A 21,229-nucleotide genomic window follows, 5' to 3' on the forward strand; every position below is an offset into this window, starting at 1 on the left:
TGATCAAAGTTGTTAGTTAGATGTCATACGGCCTCCGATCTGCTTCCGCCGTCGTTCTCGGCCAAAGGATCGGTCCCAAGCAATTGCATCTCGAAGGGCCCGTGACCCAAGTCAGTTCGCCGTCGAGGCGTGGGCGAGGTCGGGCTCCGATGGGTCGTACGTGCACGGCCCGGTTCGCTCGACGCTCCGGCAGCTCGACTCGCCCGTGCTTGGGAGCCGCCGCTAGGTTCTGATTCGGATCGTGGCCTTGCCTCGGGCTCGTCTGCTTTCGCTGCCCTCTGCCTCGACCCGGCATCCACACTCGCGCCATTCACGATCGCCTGAGCCGCACCCGAGGGCGTCGGCGGAACCTTCGGGGGTGCGCCACCGCCGGCGGTGCTGGAGGCGATGTTCTTGCGGTATTCGCGGACTCGGTTGCGCAGGGCGAAGCCGGCGGCGGCGGTCACGGCCGTCGCGACCGGTGAGGCGAGCGCGACCCCGCCCACGCCGGCGACCGCGGTGCCGAGGGTCTGGGCTGCGGCGACCACGGACAGCGCGGGTAGGCCGAGGACGGGCATGGCCGCCACGGTGCCGAGGGCAATCTTGCCCTTGTGCCGCCACGCGGTGCGTCCGACGGCGGCGGCGCGTCCGGCGATCGCGGACCAGGCGGCGGCGCGGCGTGCTGCCCGTACCGCCTGGGGTGTCGCGGTTGATTCGGTCGGTGGGTCGGCGCTGCGGCCGTTTTTCCCCGGAGCCGGCGTGTTCCCCGGCGTGGGCTGCTCGACGGCAACGCCGGGATCGGCCGGGTCAGGGCGCCCCGGGTCTGTCGGCGGTTCCGGGGCGGTGGCGGGCTGGGGGAGCGGCTGACCTTGGGGCTCGGGGTGCGGGTCACCGCCGACGGCCCCGGCCGAGGTCCCCGAGACGTCGGCGGGCCGGCTGGAGGATGCTTCGTCCGCCGATGGAGTGGTGCCGAGGGCACCCGATGGGCTGAGGTTGACCTTGTCGCTGGGTCCGCGCCGCTGGCCGTGCGACTCGGACTCCTCCTGCGGGCCGCGACCCGAGTGGCCGCGCCGACCACGCCGCCACGCTCCGGCGGCGAAGTCGCTGAGCAGGCCGCGACCGCGATGACCGAGCCGGTCGAACCCGACCGCGGCGGCGGCACCGATCCCGCCGATCGCCCCTGCCCACGCCAGCGCGCCGGACGGTTTGAACGGCGACGGCACCTTGAGCAGGTGCTTGAACAGCATGTGCAGGACGATCACGGCGATGATCGGCGACAGACCCGCCCAGACGATCGCCATGAACGAGCCCTGGCCGAAGATGCCGGACCCGACCGAGGACAGGAACAGGGTCACCAGGTTGATCAGGTTGAACAGCATGGTGATCCCAAAGACGAAGACCGTCAGGCCCAGGAAGTACTTAGCGAACTGGGTGAGCCGGCTCGCCCGCCCGGGGCTGCTGATCCACAGACTGAGCAGGGCGGCGAGGAACAGCAGGGCGAGCATCACCATCATGGCGACCTTCGCGACGATGATGCCCAAGGACATTCCGCCGTAGACGATCATCATGACCAGCGACGAGACCACGTAGGTCACGGTGGTGACCATCGCGTCCGCGGTCAGGTTGCCGTGCCAGGACAACAGGAAGTCGGAGATGCCGTGTTGCCCGGTGGCCGAGGCTTCGGCGTTGATGAACATCGGGTCGTCTTCGACGTTGAACGTGTCGTCGAGGCCGGAGGATCCGTAGTCGGCTGCGGTCCACCACTTTTGGCAGGCGTCCGGGGTGATCGGGTCGGTCCCGGCGGCGGTTGTGTTCGTGCTGTCGCTGTCGGTTCCGCCGGACTCACCGCCCAGCCTGAAGGTGGTCCAGTCGTTCGGCGCCTGGTTGTTGACGGTGAAGGCGCTGCCGTTCCAGTTGCATGCCGCCCAGGCGATCATCGTCTGGTCGAGCTGCCGGTCGGATGCGGCGGATCCGACGAAGACGGCGCCGCCCGGGGTGGGCATCCCGGCGCCGGCCAGCTGGGACAGGTACATCTGCCCGGGGAGCCGGTCACCGGGGTCGGTGTTGTTCAGGCGGGCTTCGAGCAGCCGGCAGAACACCCGGGCGGTGTTGGAGTTGGTCTCGTCCTGGCCGAACTGCACTCGGGCCCAGGCGGTGAGCCCGGTCTGTTCCCACATCTTGGACACGGTCAGTGGCACGGTCGCGGACAGTTGACGGATCCGGCTTGTGCCGAACGTCGCCGCGTACTCGTCGTGGAGCCGGCTCAGCATCTTGGCGCACGTCACGTTGACCCCGTCGTCGCTGAGCGCGGCCAGGTTCGACGGTGGGTCGGTGTCGGCGAAGCTGTTGGACAGGCTGCCGGCGACGGCGTTGACGCCCATGTTCACCTTGGTGGCCATCCACCAGGGGCTGCCGGTCCCTGGTGTGTTGTCGGTGGAGCGGGTGGCGCCCCACAGCATGACGGCGGTGAGGGAGAGCACCACGACGGGTCGGGCCATTGTCTTGAACGCGCCGGCGATGCTGCGCCGGCGGTAGGCCTGCCACAGGGTGGCCGCGATGGCCGCGGTGAAGATCGCCGGCAGCAATGCGCTGGCCGAGAAGATGGCGTTTCCGAACGACGCGGCCAGGCTGTCGGCCTTGAACCCGGCGTCGTCGAGGGGGCAGAACTCGGTGGCGGAGCTGGTCATGCTGGCCGCGACGTTCCACATCGAGTTGCCGGCGGAGAGCATGTTGGAGAAGACCAGGCGGCGCTGGATCTTGTCGTAGATGTCGGAGAAGAAATCGGCGTCCAGCCGGTCGTGGAGGGTGGACGCCACATCGGACCAACGGGACAGGGGCAGGTAGGACTGCGCCCTGACCGTTGTGGCAGCCGATCCACCGTTCACGTCCTGACCGCACGAGTCCTTCCCACCGTTCACCCAGGTACCGGCCGGGCTGTCCGGGACCACCGGCGCCTGCCGGGCCGCGGACGTTTGAGAACCGGGACTTCCGGCTGCTGCGGCTACGCCGGTTCCGAGGAGGGCGATGCCTACGCCGAGTAGGACGGCGACCAGCAGCCTGGCGATGACCGGGGCGTGGAGGCTTGTCGCCGGCGGATCGTCGGATGGCGGTTGTCGTGTCGGCACGAGAGTCCCGGTCGTCAGGGCAGATCGAAGAGGCTGAGGGACCGGCTGCGGTGGCGCAGTCGCTTCCGAAGTCGATTGGTCACTTGCCGCGGACGGTCTCGGCGGTCCCGCACCCGGCTCACCCGGCCCGCAGCCGGAGCGGCTTCCTCGGCTGCGCTGAGCGTCGCCGCCGGGCGATGGGGGTGCGGCAGCGGGGAGAAGACTTCCGCGGCATCCACTTCGGCTCGGACCACGTGTACTGAGGACGGGATGATCCGGAAGTAGCCGGTGGCCAACGGGTTGACGGGCCTTCCGCCGCAGAGGAACTGGTCGATGGGCTCCTCGTACCGATGCTTGATCGACTGCCACATCGGGACCCGCAGGCCGTCACGTGTCCGGTGCTCGACCAGCCACAGGGCCGCGGCCACACAAATCAAGGGGATCAGCATCGCCCAGTAGTCGACGAAGACGGCCGCGAAGACCGTGGGCACGATCGACACAGCCAGTCCCATCAGGATGATCACCAGTTTACGCAGCGGCATCTCGAAACCCTGGATGACAGTCTGCCGATTCCGGGAGCCGTCGCGGGTGTACTTGGTCAGGACGAACATCGGGGGTGCGTTGGTCTGCGGCGGCTCTCGGGTCACCTGTGTCTCCTCACACGCCGGTGCTGCGACGGATCAGCGAGATCGCCGCGTTGATCACCAGGTCGATCATCCAGAGCAGGATCGGGACGACGACTTTCGGCGCGGCCAGGAACGCGCCGATCATCAGAGGCGTGAAAATGGACGAGACGCCACCTCCGCCGCCGCGGCGCTTGTCCCACAGCAGCTTTAGGAGTGCCGCGACGACGACGATGACCCCGGCGGCGGTCAGCAGCACCCACAGTCCGCCCGGAACGTTGAGCGCGTTGATCAGGTCGTTCCAGCCGCCACGCAGATTGACGGTGTCCATAGCCTCCCGATCTCCTCGACGTCTGCCGCGGATCAGTCGCAAACGATGCCGTGCGCCGCCTCGGGCCGGGTTTCGTTCAGGACGCGGCCGAGATGCGTTGACGGCCAGCCAGACGCTGCACGGCCAGGTCTCGGCTCAGCGCGTAGCGCGCGGCCGCCGGTAGGTTGGGCGATCCGTGGGCGGCCACTCTGACCGCCGGGTTCGGGTCGGCGGCGGCGATGGTCAGCACTGTTCGACCGCCTCGGTTGACCGTGTCGTGGCGGACGCGGACCGGACGGTCGACGGACATCAACTCGGCGACAGCCGACGCGGGCAGGTCCGGATCTCGGCTCGCGTCGGCGACGGCCACCACATCCACCTCCTCGGCCGAACAAGAGTCGCCCGGTGAAGACGTGGGCTGCGCGAACTCCGTTCCGTGGCCGTCGGAGGACGGGGGCTGGTTGCTCAGGCTGAGCCGGGCGGTCGAACGGGTGGCCGGCGCGAACTGGCCGCCGGTCGGCTCACCCCGGGGACGCCGCGGCGGGCTCATCGGCCGCCGGCCGGGCGCCGGCGGGTGGCGTTGCTGACCACCTCGGAGAAGACGCGGTCGGTGTTCTCCGAGGTGCCGGCGAGCATGAACGTCTCCGCGACCTGATCCCTTCCGGTGTCGTCGATCTCGCCGAACGCGGCGAAGTAGGCGGCCGCGGCCTGCGGTGACGCGCGGCCCTCCCGCCAGGCCATCGCGACCGCTCGGGCGCCGCCCATTCTGGTGACCTGGCGCCGCAGTTCGGTGGCCTGCTGCTCGCTGAGCAGGTTGGGTTGTGGCAACGGGGCGGGTCGCAGCACGGTCATCGCCGCCCATCGGCCCTCCTGATGCCTGATCTGCTCGATCTCGGCCAGTCGGTAGGCGAACGCGGACTGCTCGATGTCCTCGGAATCGTCGGCGGCGGAGAGGTAGTCGACGTCGACGCCGAGGAGGCCGTCGGTCGGTTGGGCGTCGATCCGAACGTCCGTCCGGTCCCGGGACGGTCGGTGGTACCCGATCTTGGGGCGGCGCTTGGGTGGCATGCTCATCCTCACTCGGTCGGCGATACGGTCGGCCTCGGCGTCGCCGACGACTCGGTTCTCGGACTGTTCGATGCGGGCGACCTCGGCCCGGAACCGGCGGAATCCCTCGAAGTCCTCACCGGAATTCAGGCCCGACATCTTCCGGTAGGCGATCCGCGGGACGATCGTGTTGATCTCGCCCCGGGACATGGCGGTCCAGGGCCGGCCCCGGTTGTTCGACTCGACCATGGCCAGGATTGCGTCACCGGCGATGTCGTCGCTGTCCTGGCCGGTGCGGCGGGATGCGAAACGGGCCGCCGATCTCGCCTGGTCGACCACTCGCCGAACTTCGCCGTCGGCCTCGTCTGGCTGGCCGGCTGCGGTATCCGGGGCGAGGGTGACGGTGGAGGTGCTGCGGCGGTCCCGGGCGAACTGGCCTCCCGTGGTCACCCCGGCGGGTACCCGTGCCTGGTGCTGACTCATACGGTGTGCATGCGCGGGGGCGGCGTCGAACTGACGGCGACGGCTCAAGCGAATGCTTTGGCGTCCGCCGGGTCGGTTTCGGTCGGCTTGCGGCGCTTGGCCCGCCCGGCGCGGACCACCTGGCCGGCGCAACCCGTCGTCGCCCGGCAGGCGCGGATGCTGCTGCGGTACGAGGTCGACCAGCGCTCACAGGCCGGGCACCACTGGAGGGTGACCACGGTGCCGGTCGCACCCGGCGGGGACCGCAGGTAGGAAAGCGGCCCGGCGTGGGTTGGGTCTTTCAGCAGGGCCCACTGTTCCGGACTCATCCGGATCGCCTGCACCAGATCGATGGTGGGTCGGTCAGCGGCGCTCAGCCGTCGCGCCAGTTCGTCGACGGTGCCGGCGCGGGTCCATCCGAGCACCGACAACGCCAGGCTGGCCGTCTGAATCAGGGGTGGCGCGTCCGCGTCCTGCTCCCAAGCCACCACGACCGCCTTGCGCGCGCGGCGCCGTGGCGCCGGCTTCGCGACGGCCACGGGTCGCGGTCCGTGCTGGACCGCAACGGCATCGTCGTGGGAGCGTCCGCGGGGATCAGCATCCTTCGTCTGTGCGGGCGTTGATGGTTCGTCGACCGGTCCCGACTGGTGGCGATGATCGTCCATGGGCTCGGATCACCCCTCGCCCGGCAACGGCTGACCGGGGCAACCGGCGAGAACACCGGCGATCGCGTCGTGCTCGGTCGGCGTGACCCACAGGGCGTACTCGAGCTTGACGGCCACTTGGCGGCTGACGTACTCACACCGGTAGTCAGTGTCGGGCGGCAACCAGGTGGCCGCGTCCCCGTCGGACTTCCGTTCGTTGATCGGGCCGGACACTGCCAGCAGGTTCAGCGGGTCATTGGCCAGGTCGACCCGCTGGAGGTCGGACAGGTTCTGCGCCCCGGTCACCCAGGCGTCGCCGAGGGGCACCACATGATCGATCTGCACGGCGGCGGAGGTGTCCTGGCCGCGGGTGAACGCGATATCCGTTCCGGTGTAAGGGTCGTGCAGTGTTCCGGTGGCGACCAGGCAGGATCCGGACCGGTAGGTCACCTGGGTCAGGTCGCGTCCGAGGATGTCGTTGCGGGTATCGCACTGGTTTCCGCCGAGGTGCGCGGTGTTCTCGTCGGTCCAGGCCGGTCCGAATTGGTCGCGGCTGTACCCGGTCCTCAAGACCGGTTCCGCGACCGGCAGGGTGTTCAGTGCAGCGGCCGCGTCCATCCCAGGCCGAACCTCCGGAGTCGGTCCGCCTGCGGGGGCTGGGATGGTGTCGGTCGTTGGGGTGTCGGCGGACGACGATGGTGCATCCGAGGCGCCGCTGGGGGTCTCGGCGGCGGAGGCCTCGTTCAGCGCATCCAACAGGCCGGCCGCCAGTTGGTCGCCGACGGCTGCGGCATCGGGCAGCTGGGGCGGCTCGGACACCGCGAAGGTCCACCGAAAGGCCTGTTGGACCAACGGCACGAAACCGGGCAGATGAAAGTACCCGAAGGACAACAGGATGAAGACGACAATGACTGATCCGGCGAGACCGGCCGTGGGGCGTCGAGAGGCCATGTCCGGTTCATGCGCGGCATGCGGGCTCCGTTCAACCTGCGGCGGACCCGGCTGCGCCGAGGCCGCTGTCGCCGGTCACCCACCAACGATCGGGCTGTGCCGGTTCGACGGTCACGGAGGTGACCTCGTCGAACGCGGCCTCACCCATGGGGTCGCGGATGATCGTTCTGCGGTACGCGAGGGTGACCAGCCAGCCATGATCCGTGGGACGGAGCGCGATGTCGTTGATGCGCAAGCGAACCTGCAGGTGGTCGCGTTGCACGCGGGCCCAGTCCTGGGTGGTCGCAGCCTGTGCGACCAGCGCCCGGCCGAAGCTGGATTCGGTGTACCGAGCGGCGGCCTCGGCGCAGGCGGTCGGTCCGTCGTGGAAGCGGTCGCAGGTCAGTCGGGCACGCAGGTAGGCGGTGGCCACCATCGTCGGATCGTGATCGTCGATCGGCGGCATCAGGACGTTGGGGTCGAACGTCACCGGGGTGGGCTCCGCCAGGGGATGAGCGTTGTCGGTTGACGGACCTGCGTCGCCGGGGCGATCCGGCCCGGTCGAGGTGCCGTACGCGGTGACGGTTGCGGTCCGCGTCGTGGTGGCGGTCGTGACCGGACCGGTCAGGGTAGTCGAGGACCCTTGACCTGGAACCGTTGGCCTCGACCCGTCCGGTTCGATTCGCGTCGGCGCCGACACCTCGGCAACAGATGAATCGTCCGGACCTTCGTCGTGCCGACCATTGGAAACGAGAGCGGCCAACGCGATGGTGACCACCGCAGTCCCGGCAGCCACCGCGCGTCGGGTGTTGTTGCGACCACGCCGGGCGGGGCGGCGGACCGCCCGCCCGGCAGGCATCTCCCGCGGTCGAGGACGTCGGGTCTTTGACCGGCGCCGGTTCACCGCGGGGCCGTCCAGTATCGGTGGAGGACAGTGTCGGCGTCGGTACGGAAGACTGTGGTGACCCGGACGTTCAGGCCGACGTCAGGTGCCTCCAACTGGTACCGGACTCCGTCGATCGTGCCGAGATAGATTGCGACGTGACCCGGATATCCGATGATGTCGCCGGGTTGCGCCTGATCCCAAGGGATCCCGACGCCACCGGCCCGTTGTGCGCCCGAGGTGCCCGGGATGTCGGGGGCGCCGGAGCGGCCGAGAACGAACGCGGTGAGCCCGGAGCAGTCGAAGCCGATGATGCCCTGGCATGCGTTCTTCGCGCCGGCGGCGCGCACGCAGCCGTCGTCCGGACCTCGGGCGTTCCCGCCGCCCCACACGTAGGGCAGTCCGAGGGACCGCAGGCCGGCGGCCAGCCCCGAGGCGACGGCCGCCGACGGGGCGGTGATCGTCTTGCCCCGGGCTGCCTGCACGATGTTCGGGTCGTCGGGGAGGGAGACGTCCACGCCGTTGGTGGAGATGTCGACTCCGATGCTTTGGGCGGCCGCGGTCTCCGCGCAACTGGTGGTCGAGGGCTGATCCGCCCGACCGGTGGCAATGGGGTCTGTGCTCCGGCCGGCCGGGAGCGTGGTCGCGGGGGCTGCGTTTGGTTCGGCGCTGGTCGGTGAGGGTGGCGTTGCCGCGGTGGCGTCGTCGACGGACAGCGCCTTGGCCAGTTGGACCACCTGGAATGCGTAGAGCTGCTTGACGACGCTGAACTTGGCGGGGTCGGGGTTTCGGATCTGCGACCCGCCGGGTGACCAGCTGATCTGCCCGTTGTAGCCCTGCGCGGCCGTATCGATCGCGTCGTCGCCCGGGTCGTCCTTGGCGCCGAGGTCGGCCATGTAATGGGCGGCGCCGAATGCTGCGTCGGCGAAAAGCAGGACGTCGGGGTGCTCGGGCGAGCGGTAGGTCCCCCAGATCGGCCCGAACTGGAAGGGGCCGCGGAATGTGCCGCCGGCCGGCCACAAGCCGGTCGTGCCGTACGTCGCGAGCTTCCACTCGGAGCTGGTCGTGGTGAGTGTGAACGCCGATGGGTTGCTGCCGCCGTCGTAATAGGCGTAGGCGAAGCTGAATCCGTTGTTCTCCGTCAGGTAGAGCGCGGCGATGACACCGGGCGGCACGCCGTACGCCTGAGCGGCCCGGATCATCTCCGAACGCATCGGTTCGGGCACCATCGTGGACGACAGCCCACCTTCGATGGCGCCGCCGACGACGGCTTGGCCGTTGCCGCCGCACGCCGAGCGGGGGATCAACGCCCACCGCAGAGCCAGGTCGTACACGGCGCCCGCGGACGAATCCGAGTTCCCGGCGACGGGCAGGCGGCCGATGGCCGCGACCCAGGCGCTGCGTTGCTGCTGGGCCTGCTCGTGCAGACGCGCGGGAAAAGTCAGGACGGTGGCGCCGCCGTCGGCCCGTACGGCACCGTCGACCAAAGTGCTGATCCGGCCCCGACCGTAGCTGGCGGCCATGTCGGTCGCCAGCAGCGCGGCCAGAACCTGGTCCGCCCGGGCCGGTTCGACGGACCCTGCCGAAACGCGGGGGTCGTCGGTGTTCAGGACGATCGGGTCACCCGATGACGTGGTCGAGCCGGGCGTGCCGACCGCCGACGTCGAGCCGGCGGCCTGACCGGTGCCACCCGATGATCCGGAGAATGCCTTGGTCAAGGCGCTTTCCATGAGGTCGGTGCGGTTGCGGACGTCGACGTGCAGGTGGTCGCAGCTGTCGTCGAAGGTGTAGACGAGCTGACTGTCGGCCGGGAAGGAGGGGTTGACGCCGCATTGCTTCTGGCCGATCCCGCCGTATGTGTGGCTGCCGTCGGGTTCGCCGGGCAGGGCGGCCAGGAAGTCGGTGGCGAAGTCGCTGGCGATCTGCGAGTCCGCGCCGACGAAGTCGAGTCCGGGGCTGGTGGACTGACCGGTCTGCAGGTTGACCAGGCCCTGCAGGTCGACCGCGTTGCCTTTCGGATGCTGGAAGGTCCCGGTCTCGCAGTAGCCGCGGTCGCCGGGGAAGCCGAAGTCGTCGATGGTGACCTTCCACTTGGTTGCGGTCAAGCCGACCAGGGCGCCGAGCAGCAGCGGCGAGAGGATCATCTGCTCGCCGCAGGAGTTGATGGTGGGCTCGCCGTCTGCGGTGGCCCGCAACCCGGCCCGGGTGGCGTCCTGCTGGATGGTGACGCGGGGGCCGTTGCCCTCGCTTCGGTCCAGCAGTTCCTGTGCGTACCGTCGTCCGTCGGCCGGGGTGACCCCGGCGACCGGGGCGTTGACGGGTGCCGAGGCGGCGGCCTGCTGGTCGTGCACGGCGTGGAGGGCGCCGAGGATTTGCCAGGGAATGCCCTGGGAGGACGCTGCCGCCCGGATGCGTGCGGCGCGGTCCGCCGGCAAGCCCTCGGCCATCGCCATCCGTTCGCCCTGCGCCTCCGCTCCGGCCTGGGTGGCGATCGCCGAGGTGATCGCGACGAGTACCACGGCACCCACCACGGAGATGATCAACACCAGGATCAGGACCGGGACCAGGTAGGGCGCCAGGGCGACCAGCGCCTTCGACTTCGCCTTCCGGGCGGCGGACCTGGTGGCCGACCTGCCTGGGCCCGGCTGAATCCGCATGCCTGCTCCATGCGCGGACGCGCCGGGCTTCCCCGGGAGGCGGTCCGGTCCCACCAGGGCGGGCCGGTCTCGCGCGACCACGGTCAGGTGATGGTCGGGCCGGTTGCGGAGTCTGGAATCGGTCCGGCTTGTCTGCGGCGTCGGCGCAGCTCGGAGGGGGTGGGGCCGCGGTACAGACCGGGTTTGGTGATGGCTCGGATGGCCGTCAGGTCCTCGGCGAGCAGCCCGACCGCCGGGTCGATCCGGTACACTGCTGCCCCGGCGGTATGCCGGGCGGCCAGGTAGGCGGCGTCCGCGTCGGTGGTCTCGTCGTCGATCCAGACGAAGAACCGACCGGCCATCGCCCGCGCCACCGTCGCCGTCTTCCAGTGGACGCCCGGTCCGGCGTGCGGGATGGTCGTCGGGGTCGGCGGCACTGGGTCGAACGTGATCACCGGCAGCTTCGGCAGTCCGATCCTCGGTCCGATCCAGTCGTTGGCCGCGTGCTGCCAGGTGGTCGCCCAGGTCAGGTCGAATCGGTCGGTCGACGCGAGCAGCATCTGCCCGTGGCCGGGGTTGAGCCAGACCCGCAGCGGCCGGCGGTGACCGGGCATCGGGTACCGGTGGGTGAGGTAGTCGCCCGGTCTCCGGTTGGCCGGGGCGGCGTAGGGGTTGAGGACGCCGTCGACGTCCAGCAGCAACGCGGGTCTGGTCATGCACTGTCCGTGCGCGGTCGGGAACGTCACCGCCAGGAATTGATTCAGCTGGCGCGGTGCCCCCGCCATTCGATCCGGCGGGCCGCGCCGGGTGGGAAGTAGCGCCGCCGCCGTCGACGCAGCCGCCACAGGTACAGCCTCGAAGGAGGCTTCGCGCCTTTGACCAGATTGTGCCGCTGACAGAGCATCTGGAGGTTCGACCGGGCGGTCCAGCCTCCCCTCGACCAGGGGTAGACATGGTCGGCGTGCGCGGCCAACTGCCGGCAGCGGCGCCACAGGGGGTGCTTGTATTCGCAGCGGCCGCCGGAACGGGCCAGGCCCTCCCGGCGTTCGGCGGCCGTGAAGGCCCGTCGGGGCGCCGTGATGACCGGCATCCTCTGTCGGGCCGAACGGACCAGCCGGATGAGCACCAGCGCGGCAACGGCGGCGCCCGCTGCGGTGACCGGTGGCGCCGTCACCGACTCCCACCCGGCATTGTCGAGAAAGGCGAGCATCACCAGGATCCGGTCATTACGGCGCGCCGACCAGTCCGGCCGAGTCGAGTCGGGCATCGGGCGTCGACCCGGCATGTTCGGATGCGAGGGCGGTGGCCGGGCCATGGTCGCCGTCGAGCGCCGCGAGGGTACCGGTCAGACAGAACACCATCGCCGACAGCGCCCCGGCCGCGACGCGGGGCAGGTAGTGACGCAGCGTCTGACCGCGAGATCGGCTCAATCGGAAATGGTTTCCATGGCTCCCAGGAGGCGCCAGGGCCGGGTCGATGAACGTCCGTGGTGGCTGAGCGGTTGCCGCGGCGGGAACGACTGGGTCGAACGCCTCGCGGCAGCGGGTGCAGTCGCTGTACCAGGGCATCGCCTGCTCGATTCCGTGGTCCAAAGTGTGGGTTCTCGGTCAGGCCCCCGGCGCAGGCGGGGGGGATGGCTGCGCCGGGGGCCGGCTCACCGGGACGACGGTCTAGAACTCGTCGTCGTCGACGGGCGCCTTGGCCCGAGACCGTGCGGTGGGCTTGCCGCTCCCGCTGCGGGCGGGCGGTTCCGGGTCGGCGTCGCCGTCCTCGGAGCGGTTGGTGTCGTTGGTGTCCGGGTCGTCGGCGGCGGCCTTGCCGCGCTTGGCCGTCTCGGGCTGCTCACCGGGGTCACGGTCGTCGTCGTCCGAGTTCTTCGGATTGCGGGCGACATCGGCGCTCGCGTAGTGCAGTTCGGGCCCGATCGCGGTCGCGGTGAACTCGGTGATCGTGATGTTGCGGTCCTCGCCGTTGACCTCCACTTCCTTGGCGTAGGTGTCGATCCGGGCGACGACGACCACCCGGTCACCCTTGCCGATCGACTTCACGGTGTTCTCCGCGGTCCGACCCAGGACGTTGACCCGAATGAAGTGGGCCTTCTCGGTGCCCTTCTCACGGTCGCCCTCGTTGATCGCGACGGACAGGGTCGTCTTGCTCAGGCCGCTCTTGGTCGCACGCAGTTCCGGGTCGCGGACCACGTTGCCGACGAAGACCTGGTAGTTCATGGCGGTACCTCTTTCTGCCCCGCAGGGCCCTTGGGGCGGGCCGTCTCGTGCGGCCCACGTCTGTCCTATGCCGTTGGCTGCCCGACCGGTCGAGGTGACCGGCCGGCCTCGGTTGCCGATCAGATGAGTTCGGAAGGATGGACCGCACGGGGTCCGAGCTCGCCGTCCTGAACGAGGACGCACTGTCCGGGCAGCACATCGGCGATCACCACAGTCCGCCGACCGGTCGACGCAGCGAACTCGACCCGTTCACCGACGAGGGCCGCGCACTCGTGCCAGCTCAGGTGTTCGGGCCGGTTGGTCATGCCGTCCTCGTGTGCGGCCCGGTCCGACCGCCCGAGGTGGCTGCGAGGACCCTGGCCTACGCGACCCCGCCGGCGGGCAGCCCGGTCGACGGCGCCTTGCCGAAGGCCTGTGAGAAGGCCGTCTCCGCGGCTCGGTCGACGGTGCCGACGGGCAGGTCGAAGACGGGGAGCAGACCGGGTGCTCGCAGCCGCGCGACGTCGATCGGGTCGGCCTGGACCGGTCGGGTGCAGGCGACGAGCGCCTGCACCCCGGGCAGGTGGGCTCCTCGGGCGGTCAGGGTGATGCCGGTGGCCAGCCCGGGCCGCCAGTCGCGGGGGACGACGACGATCGTGAGCCGGTCGGCGCCATCCCGAGAACGCAGCACAGCGGTGCGCGTCCAGGTGGGCGCGGCCGCGATCGCCATCTGCACACCCTTTTTCGCCGGCCCGGACACCAGATGGCCGAAGCTCTGTCCGGTGAGCAGGGCCATCGTGGCGAGGTCGTCGACGGGCAGTCCCCGGCCGCTGCGCACGCAGAGCACATCGACCCGCAGGTCCTGATCCGTTGCTGCTATGGACGGGCCCGGGGGGTCGTCCGGGCGGCCGCCGTCGACGACCACCACCAGGTGCGAATCGCGCCGGCCGACGGTGGATGCGTCGGGGCCGTCGCGGCGGCCGGTCACCGGGGTTGGGCAAGCGATGGCCCGGCCTGATGGTTCGTCCTGTGTTTCGTCGGCGGTGCCGGCATCGCTGTCCGCTCCGCGGTCTGCGGCGTCCGGAAGGGAATCGACGGCGGGCTCGGCGACGGTGATGGGTGCGGCCGTCAGGATGGACATCAGGGTCCGGGCCGGGGGCAGCGGTCTGGTGTCGTCCGGCATCTGCACCGTCCACAGGTCGTAGACGGTGAGTTCCTTGCGGAGGTCGGTGACCGCCGCATCGGCCGTGGGGTCGTCGGAGGTGGCGGTGTCTGACCGCGGGTCGGCGTGACGCTGCGCCTCGACCATGCGGACGCGTCCGCGGACTGCGACGATCGAGCCGATCGGCGGGATGCCGCGCCCCGAGGTGATCTGTGCGTACTGGGTGGGCCAGATGATGCCGGCGAGTTGGGATCGGCTGCCTTCGATCACGATCCCCGCGCGTTCGCGGCCGGCGGAGATCCTGACGTCAATGCTGGCCAGGACGCCCAGGGTGAGGATGTCAGCGCCGTCGGCGGCCGGGACCTTGTGCACGGGCGTCGGTCTGCGCTGGAAGTCGGGGGTGCGCCAGGCGTGCACGGTCTCCTTGGCGGCCCGTAGTGGATTGCTGGACAAGGCGGTGCCGAGGACCCTGCGCTCGCGGATGGACCGTTCGAGGGTGGGCCATTCCATGTCCGGGACGGGCACCGGGTCGGGTGACTTGACCGATCCGATCAGTGCGGCGAGTCCCATGCGGGGCCCGAACTGGTCCAGGGCGCCGGATTCGACGAGGGCCAGCAGCGTGGACGCGGACAGCGGCCGGGTGTCGCCGCTGCCGGCGGCGTCCGGCACCCGGACCCTCCGGTACAGGTTGTGCAGGTCGGTGTAGTCGCCGCCGTGCGTCCGTTCCCGGACGATCGCCGCACCCGCGGAGCCGACACCGGCGATCTCGGACAGACCCAGACGCACGACACCGTGACGATCGCAGGACGTCACGTCGGCACCGTGATTGACCGACGGGCCCAGGACGGTGACCTGCTCGGATCGCAGGTCCATGAGCGCGGCCGCCCGCTTGTCGGCGGAGTCGGTGCAGGCCAGCAGGGCGGCGGCGAACTGGGGCAGGTAGGACGCCTTGAGCCACGCGGTCTGCCAGGTCAGTTCGGCGTAGGCGCGGCTGTGGGACTTGTTGAACGAGTAGGCGCCGGCGCCCTTGATGCCGGCCCACAGGGCCCGGGCGGTGGACCGCGCGAACGGCTGTTTGGCGGCGCCGTCGTCGGTGACGTCGCGGGCGGCGCCGACCAGGAATCGCTCGCCGATCTCGGTCATCGCGGCCGCGTCCTTCTTGGACACGGCCTTGCGCAGCTTCGAGGTCAGGGTGGGGCCGAAACCAGCGACCAGGGCACCGATCTGCATGATCTGTTCTTGGTAGACGATCAGGCCCTGGGTGGTGTCCAGCACCGTCCGCAGCGCCCGTTCCTCGGCGGGATCGGTGGTGAAGATCGAGTAGTCGACGGTGTCCGCGCCGGTCTGCCTAGCGGCGAACAGGTCGGGGAAGCCGGCGCTGATCGGTCCGGGGCGCCAGAGGGCCAGGATCGCGGAGAGGTCGTCGATCGAGCGGGGGCGGGCCCGTTCGCACAGGCCGGCCATTGAGGCCGACTCGAGTTGGAACACCCCGGAGGTCCGCCCGGCGCCGAGCATGGTCCACACCGCTTCGGCCCGCGGGTCGCCCGGCTCGTCGGCGAGGTGTTCCGGGTCGATGTCGGTGCCGGTGGAGGCCCGGATCTGGGCGACGGCGGCGTCGATGACGTCGAGGGTGCGCAGCCCGAGAAAGTCGATCTTGACCAGGCCCAGGTCGGCCAGGTCGTGCACGTCCCAGTCGGTCACCCAGATGGGCTGGCCGTCGTCCGCGGTGACCTGCCGCAGCGGCACCAGCGGCGGGAGTGGTTCGGAGGAGACGACGACGCCGCAGGCGTGCACGCCGGCCTGCTTGACCAGGCCTTCGATGCCGACGGCGCTGTCGAGGACCGCTTGATGGTCCGGGTCCGTGGGCACGGCCGCCCGCAGAGCTTCGCCGTCGGGATTGGTGGGGTCGATCAGGCCGGCCAGGGTCGGCGCGGTCGGTGGGACCTTGGCGGCGAGCTGGTTGCCGACCTGGATCGCCGCGTGTCCGGGGACGATGGCGCGGGCCGCGTCCCGGATCGACGCGCGGGCCCGGGTGTAGCCGGGCGCGCCGATCCGTGCGACGCGGTCGGCGCCCCACCGTTCGGACAGGTACCGGAACACCCATTGCTGCCCGGCGCGGTCCAGATCCGAGTCGATGTCGGGCATCTCGGCCCGGGTAGGATCCAGGAATCGTTCGAAGAGCAGCCCGTTGGCCAACGGGTCGACGTCCACGATGCGCAGTGCGTAGCTGACGGCGGATCCTGCGGCCGAGCCGCGTCCGGGACCGGTGCGATACCCGGCGCCGCGGGCGGCGTACAGGGCCTCTCGGACGATGAGGAAGTAGTCGACGAAACCCAGCTGGTTGATGACGGCCAGTTCGTGGTCGATGCGGTTGGCGACGTCGGGGCGCGCGGCGCGCCAGTCGGCTCCCCACCGCTCACCGGCTCCGTCGTCGACCAGGGACCGGAGCAGTTCGGCGGCGCAGGTGAAGGCGCCGAGCCGGTCGTAGCGGGGCAGCCGGATCCTCGACTCGGGCAGCACCCGGTCCTCGATCATGTCGGCGACCAGCAGCGTGTTCCGCAGTGCCCGCACCGCCCGGTCGTCGCCGCCGGCCAGCGCGTACATCTCGGCGGTCGATCGCAGGTGGTATCCGGTGCCGGTGAACCGCCACCGGTTCGTGTCGGTGATCTTGAACGGTGGTTTGCCCGCTCCTTGTCGGGTGGTTTCGCCGATGCACAACCACAGGTCGTGCAGGGGCGCGTCGTCGGCGTTGGTGTAGTGGGAGTCGTTGGTGAACAAGGTCTTCAGGCCGGCGCGGCGGGCGAGGTCGAACAGCTGCTCGGTGACCCGTCGTTCGGCGGCGATGCCGTGGTCCATGACCTCGACGAACAGCCGGTCCCGGCCGAAGATGTCCCGCAGGGTGATGATGGCCTGCTTGGCGGCGGCCCGGCCGTCGAACACGGTGCCGTCGGGTTGGCGGGTGCCGTCCCGCAGCAGCGCCCCGGCGACCGGGCCCGACACACACCCGGTCAGCCCGATCAGACCCGCGGAATGCGCGGCCAGTGAGGTGTAGTCCATGCGCGGGCGGTGGTAGACGTGCCGGGATGCGTCGGCGGTGAGCCGGGACAGGTTGCCGAAACCCTCACCGGTGGCCGCCAGCACGGTGAGATGCTCGTAGGTCTGCTTCTTGAAACCCACTTCGGCGTCCGCGCCGGCTCCACCGCCGTCGGCGCCGAGCAGATCCCGGGGCACCGGCCGGGAGCCACGCAGGGCGCGGTCACCGATCGCCAGGTAGGCCTCGACGCCGATGATCGGTTTGATGCCGGCCTGCGCGGCGGCCTGGCCGAAGCGCCAGGCCCCGCCGATCGAACCGTGGTCGGTCAACGCCAGCGCCGGCTGCCCATGCCGGACCGCCGCTTCAACCAGGTCGTCGGCCCGCGAGATCCCGTCCTGGTGCGAGTGTTCACCATGCACGTGCAGGTGGACGAACTCGTCGCGAACGTCGGTCACCGGTCGGGATCCTCCCTGCTGAGCGAGTGCGACGCTGGCGCCGGCACATCGAGTTCATGCGCGGCGCCGACGGCGCCACCTGCGGGTCGGCGACGTCAGCCGACGCGGGCCGGTGGGGTGGCGGTTCGGATCGCCCGCCGGTAGGCGTGCAGCCACGCCTCGATCGGCGCGACGAACACGTCCGGGTGCCCGTGCCGGCAGGCCAGGGCCACCCGACTCTCGCGGGGCCCGGCCAACAGATCGTCCCGGGCGTGGCGGGCGGCGGCCATCGCCGACCCGGTGACGACGAACTCGTCGGGTTCCAACGGCATCGGCCAGCATCGGCAGGCCGCGAGCCAGCGCACCGACGGGCAACGAGCCCCCATCAGGGGCACCATGCCCAACGCGTGCGGAACCTGCCGGTTGGCCGCCTGCACCATTGCGTCGGCGGCGGCCGTGTGAATCGCCTGCCAGAGGTTGGCGCGGCGCCGGACCTGCACGGCCACATCGGGAAAGGCCTTCAGATCGCCGACGTCGACGGCCCGCCCGGCACCGAACTCGCGCCCGGCGCCCGGCATCAGCAGATCGGAGGCCAGCGCCTGCAGCACGGCGAAACCTTCCCGTTCGGCCTTGTCGCCCATGCGCTTGTGTCGGTTGGTCATGCCGTGTCTATGCCGGCCGCCGGTCAACCGGTGCTGCCGGTCCGCTCGACCGCCCCGGCATCGGCCGGCGGTCGGTTTGCGACTGTTCGCCGGCGACGGATCGACCCGACACCCTGGCGCAGCACGACGCGAGAATGCCCACCGGACAACGAGGATGAGAACCTGTGACCGCAACCGTTGAGCCGCTCCGGCGGCGTTTCCTGACCGACCCGGGCGAACCGTTGGTCGGCGGGACCGACCCGCTGCAGTCGGCTTTGCGGTACGGCCAGGCCCAGGGCTACTGGGGGATCCCGGACAGCCACCTGATCCAGCCGCCCGTCGCGGGATGTCCCTTGCCGGTGTATCCGGCGCAGGGTTTCACCCGGCGCCGATGGGAGGGGCTCAACCCGGCGGCGATGTGGCATCCGTTGCTGTGGCTGCCGCCGCGGCTGCAGGGCCGGTACATGATCACCGGCGAGCACGGCGAGGTTATGGAGGACGACGACCTGTACGCGGTCCGGGTCCTGGCCGAGATGACGGTGGCCGGGTTGTACGACGAGCACACCGGATGGCTCGACGTTCTCGCGCTGGTCGGCCTGGACGTCGACGATGCGGCCGACGTCGCCCGGGTGTCGGCCTGGCTGGCCGGCGGTCCCGACGATCTGCTCGACGGCATCGACCTGAGCGAGTTCCTGCTCGAGGCCGAGGTCGCCTACGGCAACCAGGACTGGGCGATCAACTACGCACTCACCGGGTTGGCCGCGATCCGGGCGATCTGTTGGGCCGACGCGTCCAGTTGCCTGCTGGCGGACTGCGACTCGATCGTCGACTGTGATTCCGACCGGTCCGCCTACCTGAGCGCATCCACGGTGGCGCAACTCGGCCGGCTGTACTTCCGGGCCTTGCCGCCCGACACCGAGCCGGAGATGTCGTGGTGGTCGGCCGTGCACGGACGGGTCGAGCGGGCGGGCGAGGACAAACAGGCGCTGATCCTCGGCCCGGTGGGGGAGATGGCGAATCGGCTCTCGGAGATCAGGGACACCTACTGGCCGATCCTGCGGCAGATCGCCGAGGCCCAGCCGCCCGTTCAGCCAACCTTCGGCCCGTCGTAGGCGAGGGTGGTGATCGCCCGGTCCAGGTCGGCGATGCGCCGGTCCAGGTCGTCCAGACGATCGTCGAGCCAATGCATGTCCCGCACGCTCGCGGCCCGATCCCAGGGCACAGGGCACGGCGGGTCGGTCGGCGGCCGCGGCGCAGCCGACGGGGTGCGGTGGTCGGCCTCCGCGAGGTTGATGCGGCGAGCGGTGGCGGTGATCGCCCGGCCGCTGATCGGCCCAGTGGCCTCGACGTTGCCGTGCCGGTCGATCGCCGGCAGCAACGGCATCCGCGGCCAGGTCTCGCGCAAAGGTCGCGTGCAGTCGTGCAGGGCTTCGGTGGCGGCGACGCCCGGGAACTGCCCGGCGAGTTGCCGGCGCACCTGCCCCCAACCGTGCCGCTGTGCCACGGCGAGCAGCCGCAGCCACCTGGTCAGGCCGCACCGCGGGCATTCACCCGGCTCCTCCCCCGGGACCGTGAGGGCCAGGGCCCGGCGCACACCGTCGCCGTCGAGGACGGCCAGCTCCGGCCGGGACATGCCGGTGTGCCAGCGCAGCACCGCCAGGAACGCGTCCCGACGACCCGACACGGCCGCCGGCCAGCCCCGCACCACCGCGTCGCGCAGGAACGCCGGTAGCCGGGGATCGGGCTCGGGCGCACTCGGCTCCTGCCGGATGGGGTCGGGATGGCCGCAGCGCCGGTGCGCTCGGCTGATGGCCTGCCGTCGCCGGGTCAGGGTGGCCGGTGCGGCCGGGAAACGGCGCAGGAACTCGGCGATCGTCGTCCGGTCGGCGGGCAGCGGGGTGCGGCCGGTGGCCAAGCACCAGTCCCGGAACAGCCGCCACCCGGGATCGTGTGACCACCGCTCGGCAGGCTGCGAGTCCGGCATCTGGCCGGTCACAACCCCACCGCGGTGACCGCATTCCCGGCCAACGGGTCGTTCTCGCGGATGTAGATCTCCACCACCCGGTCACTGCTCTGGCCGGTCTGGCGCCTGATCTCCCGGCCGGTCGCGCCGCGCCGGGCCGCCTCGGTGATGAACCCGGCCCGCAGTGAGTGCGCCCCGAACCGGGCGGGATCGAGGTCGTCGGGCAGCCGTCGTTTGACGACCAGGTTCACCGCGTGCCCGGTGACGGCGCCGGTCAGGTGCCCGCCGGCCCGGACACCGCGCAGCACGGGCCGGTCGGCGTCGAGGTCGTCGTCGGCCGGCAGGTCATGATCATGGTCGGTCGATGTGGCGTGTCGTTCCAGGGCGGCCAGCACCCCGACGCGTCCCCGGCGGTCGGCGGCGTCGCTCAGGCGGCGCCAGTCGCAGTACGCGCACACCGGACAGGTCAGGGGTGTCCGGCCGCATGGGAGGCCCTTGGTCAGGCCGCGGCCGCGCTGGTCGGTCTTGGAGCGGCGGATGCGGATCGCCAGGCCGCCGGCGGTCGGGGTGACGTCGGTGATGCGCAGGGCGGTCAGTTCGCCGCGGCGGCACGCCAGCGCCCACCCGAACAGCAGCAGGACCCGGTCGCGGCGGCCCAGTGCGCCCTGCGGGCTGGAGTCGGTGTCCAGCGCCGACAACATCCGAGTCAGGTCGGCCAGCAGCAGCGGCGCCATGCGCCGCACGGGACGTTCGTCGCTGCGCCGGAACCCTTCCATGACAAGGGTGACCGCCGGATTCACCCCCGGCCGCGGGAGCCCGGCCCACTGGTGAACCTTGTTGATCGCCGCGAGCCGACGCCCCAGGGTGGACGCCGAACTGCCGGCGCGGCCCAGGTGGGCCAGGTAGGCGCCGACCACATCCGGATCGGCGGGCAACGGCCGGTGCGCGGCGACGGCGCACCGGTCGGCGAAGTGTGACCAGTCGGTCCGGTAGGCGCTCATCGTGGCCCCGGACAGCGCGGCCCGCCGGTAGGCGTCGGCGACCGCGAAGGGGTCGTCGCCCGCGAGGACCGGCAACCGCATCTCGTTCGCGGCACTCGATCCGGCGGCGGGCTGCACGCATCGATCCTGCCAGTGCGGTCGGACACCCAGAGCGGTCCGCGTCGGCGGCCAT

General features: G+C 70.8%; 19 protein-coding genes. 1 reads left to right on the forward strand and 18 read right to left on the reverse strand.

Annotated features, from left to right (window positions below):
- Nucleotides 1-23: 23 nt before the first annotated feature.
- From NAMU_RS13495 to NAMU_RS13570, 16 genes are all read right to left on the reverse strand, one after another.
- On the reverse strand, nucleotides 24-2,795 hold the full coding sequence (locus NAMU_RS13495) for a hypothetical protein (RefSeq protein WP_041368921.1): 2,772 nt from the start codon (nucleotides 2,793-2,795) through the stop codon (nucleotides 24-26).
- Nucleotides 2,796-3,118: 323 nt separating this feature from the next.
- Complete coding sequence (locus NAMU_RS13500) at nucleotides 3,119-3,694, reverse strand: hypothetical protein (protein ID WP_138180197.1); 576 nt, start codon at nucleotides 3,692-3,694, stop codon at nucleotides 3,119-3,121.
- A gap of 46 nt (nucleotides 3,695-3,740) precedes the next feature.
- Nucleotides 3,741-4,037 carry an acetate CoA-transferase subunit alpha gene (locus NAMU_RS13505; protein WP_015747962.1) on the reverse strand — a complete coding sequence of 99 codons (297 nt, stop codon included), beginning with the start codon at nucleotides 4,035-4,037 and terminating at the stop codon, nucleotides 3,741-3,743.
- A gap of 76 nt (nucleotides 4,038-4,113) precedes the next feature.
- Complete coding sequence (locus NAMU_RS13510; protein ID WP_041368923.1) at nucleotides 4,114-4,566, reverse strand: hypothetical protein; 453 nt, start codon at nucleotides 4,564-4,566, stop codon at nucleotides 4,114-4,116.
- A complete protein-coding gene (locus NAMU_RS13515; RefSeq protein WP_015747964.1) occupies nucleotides 4,563-5,546 on the reverse strand; it encodes a hypothetical protein in 984 nt (327 codons plus the stop codon). The genes NAMU_RS13510 and NAMU_RS13515 overlap by 4 nt, the downstream gene beginning before the upstream one ends.
- Before the next feature lie 44 nt (nucleotides 5,547-5,590).
- Nucleotides 5,591-6,064 carry a hypothetical protein gene (locus NAMU_RS13520; RefSeq protein WP_015747965.1) on the reverse strand — a complete coding sequence of 158 codons (474 nt, stop codon included), beginning with the start codon at nucleotides 6,062-6,064 and terminating at the stop codon, nucleotides 5,591-5,593.
- 135 nt (nucleotides 6,065-6,199) lie between these two features.
- The gene (locus NAMU_RS13525) at nucleotides 6,200-7,120 is read right to left on the reverse strand and encodes an HNH endonuclease family protein (RefSeq protein ID WP_015747966.1); all 921 of its coding nucleotides are present in this window, start codon (nucleotides 7,118-7,120) and stop codon (nucleotides 6,200-6,202) included.
- A gap of 31 nt (nucleotides 7,121-7,151) precedes the next feature.
- Nucleotides 7,152-7,877, reverse strand: coding sequence for a hypothetical protein (locus NAMU_RS29335; protein ID WP_138180198.1), 726 nt, complete (start codon nucleotides 7,875-7,877; stop codon nucleotides 7,152-7,154).
- A gap of 122 nt (nucleotides 7,878-7,999) precedes the next feature.
- Nucleotides 8,000-10,639: a C40 family peptidase gene (locus tag NAMU_RS13535; protein WP_015747968.1), complete on the reverse strand. Its 2,640-nt coding sequence runs from the start codon at nucleotides 10,637-10,639 to the stop codon at nucleotides 8,000-8,002.
- Nucleotides 10,640-10,722: 83 nt separating this feature from the next.
- Nucleotides 10,723-11,334, reverse strand: coding sequence for an HAD domain-containing protein (locus tag NAMU_RS13540; protein ID WP_169312500.1), 612 nt, complete (start codon nucleotides 11,332-11,334; stop codon nucleotides 10,723-10,725).
- A gap of 44 nt (nucleotides 11,335-11,378) precedes the next feature.
- On the reverse strand, nucleotides 11,379-11,885 hold the full coding sequence (locus NAMU_RS27440) for an HNH endonuclease (protein ID WP_169312501.1): 507 nt from the start codon (nucleotides 11,883-11,885) through the stop codon (nucleotides 11,379-11,381).
- Nucleotides 11,845-12,048 (reverse strand): hypothetical protein, encoded by a 204-nt coding sequence (locus NAMU_RS29980; protein WP_169312502.1) that lies wholly within the window; start codon nucleotides 12,046-12,048, stop codon nucleotides 11,845-11,847. The genes NAMU_RS27440 and NAMU_RS29980 overlap by 41 nt, the downstream gene beginning before the upstream one ends.
- A 240-nt stretch (nucleotides 12,049-12,288) precedes the next feature.
- Entirely contained in the window at nucleotides 12,289-12,843 is a 555-nt protein-coding gene (gene ssb / locus NAMU_RS13555; protein WP_015747971.1) for a single-stranded DNA-binding protein, read from the reverse strand.
- 119 nt (nucleotides 12,844-12,962) lie between these two features.
- On the reverse strand, nucleotides 12,963-13,148 hold the full coding sequence (locus tag NAMU_RS13560; protein WP_015747972.1) for a hypothetical protein: 186 nt from the start codon (nucleotides 13,146-13,148) through the stop codon (nucleotides 12,963-12,965).
- Between the two features lie 56 nt (nucleotides 13,149-13,204).
- The gene (locus tag NAMU_RS13565) at nucleotides 13,205-17,473 is read right to left on the reverse strand and encodes a DNA polymerase III subunit alpha (protein WP_015747973.1); all 4,269 of its coding nucleotides are present in this window, start codon (nucleotides 17,471-17,473) and stop codon (nucleotides 13,205-13,207) included.
- A gap of 95 nt (nucleotides 17,474-17,568) precedes the next feature.
- Nucleotides 17,569-18,114, reverse strand: coding sequence for a hypothetical protein (locus NAMU_RS13570; protein ID WP_015747974.1), 546 nt, complete (start codon nucleotides 18,112-18,114; stop codon nucleotides 17,569-17,571).
- Nucleotides 18,115-18,278: 164 nt separating this feature from the next.
- Between NAMU_RS13570 and NAMU_RS13575 the strand changes: the two genes are divergently transcribed.
- Nucleotides 18,279-19,205, forward strand: a complete 927-nt coding sequence (locus NAMU_RS13575; protein WP_015747975.1) for a hypothetical protein — start codon at nucleotides 18,279-18,281, stop codon at nucleotides 19,203-19,205.
- On the opposite strand, the gene NAMU_RS13580 is transcribed toward NAMU_RS13575, so the two are convergent.
- Together NAMU_RS13580 and NAMU_RS13585 are read right to left on the reverse strand one after the other, a co-directional pair.
- Nucleotides 19,181-20,089, reverse strand: a complete 909-nt coding sequence (locus NAMU_RS13580) for a hypothetical protein (RefSeq protein WP_041368928.1) — start codon at nucleotides 20,087-20,089, stop codon at nucleotides 19,181-19,183. The two genes, NAMU_RS13575 and NAMU_RS13580, sit on opposite strands and share 25 nt — an antisense overlap.
- Nucleotides 20,086-21,174: a site-specific integrase gene (locus NAMU_RS13585; protein WP_015747977.1), complete on the reverse strand. Its 1,089-nt coding sequence runs from the start codon at nucleotides 21,172-21,174 to the stop codon at nucleotides 20,086-20,088. Before NAMU_RS13585 ends, NAMU_RS13580 begins: the two co-directional genes overlap by 4 nt.
- Between the last annotated feature and the right edge of the window lie 55 nt (nucleotides 21,175-21,229).

Origin of the sequence: Nakamurella multipartita DSM 44233 (genome assembly GCF_000024365.1) — a bacterium.
GTDB classification, from domain to species: Bacteria; Actinomycetota; Actinomycetes; order Mycobacteriales; family Nakamurellaceae; genus Nakamurella; species Nakamurella multipartita.

Bases quoted from the DNA above. Each gene is read 5' to 3' on its own strand.
- NAMU_RS13500 (WP_138180197.1), bottom strand. From the start codon at position 3,694: ATGTTCGTCCTGACCAAGTACACCCGCGACGGCTCCCGGAATCGGCAG.
- NAMU_RS13505 (WP_015747962.1), bottom strand. From the start codon at position 4,037: ATGGACACCGTCAATCTGCGTGGCGGCTGGAACGACCTGATCAACGCG.
- NAMU_RS13510 (WP_041368923.1), bottom strand. From the start codon at position 4,566: ATGAGCCCGCCGCGGCGTCCCCGGGGTGAGCCGACCGGCGGCCAGTTC.
- NAMU_RS13515 (WP_015747964.1), bottom strand. From the start codon at position 5,546: ATGAGTCAGCACCAGGCACGGGTACCCGCCGGGGTGACCACGGGAGGC.
- NAMU_RS13525 (WP_015747966.1), bottom strand. From the start codon at position 7,120: ATGGCCTCTCGACGCCCCACGGCCGGTCTCGCCGGATCAGTCATTGTC.
- NAMU_RS13535 (WP_015747968.1), bottom strand. From the start codon at position 10,639: ATGCGGATTCAGCCGGGCCCAGGCAGGTCGGCCACCAGGTCCGCCGCC.
- NAMU_RS13540 (WP_169312500.1), bottom strand. From the start codon at position 11,334: ATGACCAGACCCGCGTTGCTGCTGGACGTCGACGGCGTCCTCAACCCC.
- NAMU_RS27440 (WP_169312501.1), bottom strand. From the start codon at position 11,885: ATGCCCGACTCGACTCGGCCGGACTGGTCGGCGCGCCGTAATGACCGG.
- ssb (WP_015747971.1), bottom strand. From the start codon at position 12,843: ATGAACTACCAGGTCTTCGTCGGCAACGTGGTCCGCGACCCGGAACTG.
- NAMU_RS13560 (WP_015747972.1), bottom strand. From the start codon at position 13,148: ATGACCAACCGGCCCGAACACCTGAGCTGGCACGAGTGCGCGGCCCTC.
- NAMU_RS13570 (WP_015747974.1), bottom strand. From the start codon at position 18,114: ATGACCAACCGACACAAGCGCATGGGCGACAAGGCCGAACGGGAAGGT.